This is a genomic window from Segeticoccus rhizosphaerae (genome assembly GCF_009192725.1).
Taxonomy (GTDB): Bacteria; Actinomycetota; Actinomycetes; order Actinomycetales; family Dermatophilaceae; genus Segeticoccus; species Segeticoccus rhizosphaerae.
In genome coordinates, this window is the sequence record NZ_VOHR01000750.1 from 1 (window position 1) to 515 (window position 515).

The following is a 515-nucleotide window of genomic DNA, read 5'->3' on the forward strand; positions in this document are numbered from 1 at the left end:
GTTGGGGCTGGCGGGGACGATGGCTGCGGCCATGAAAACTGCCGAGACAGCGAAAGCGAAGAGGGCGGCGAGAGCGCGGTTACCTGCATAATCGAAAGCGGACATGTTGATTTCTCCTTGAACCTTGATCTGTTTTTACCGGACCATCCGGTGATACCAGATACAATGCACGAGGCGTGCCAAAGTCGAAAAACGGCAGAATTTCGCCATTCTTGTCTGAACGGTGAGCAGACGCGTTATTCATCAATCCGAAAGGTTGGTAAAATTCGCCAATATTTGGATTATAGCCTTTCCGGTGGCGATGGAGCGACGCTGACGCTATCGCCTGCATCGCAAATGGCGCTTGATCGCATCCACCTTTCCCATTTCCGCAACCATGTCGAAAGCGAGCTTTCCGGCACGGCGCAATTCAACCTGCTCGTGGGCGAGAACGGTGCCGGCAAGACCAATATCCTCGAGGGATTGTCCCTGCTGGCGCCGGGTCGCGGCCTCAGGCGTGCCGCGCTTGCCGACAT

The 515-nt window shown here is 55.9% G+C and carries 1 protein-coding gene; it reads left to right on the forward strand.

Features of this window, described 5'->3' with window-relative positions:
- Positions 1-117 precede the first annotated feature (117 nt).
- Positions 118-515 (forward strand): AAA family ATPase (locus FRW57_RS24260; protein WP_203230533.1); only part of this gene is annotated, 398 nt, incomplete at its 3' end.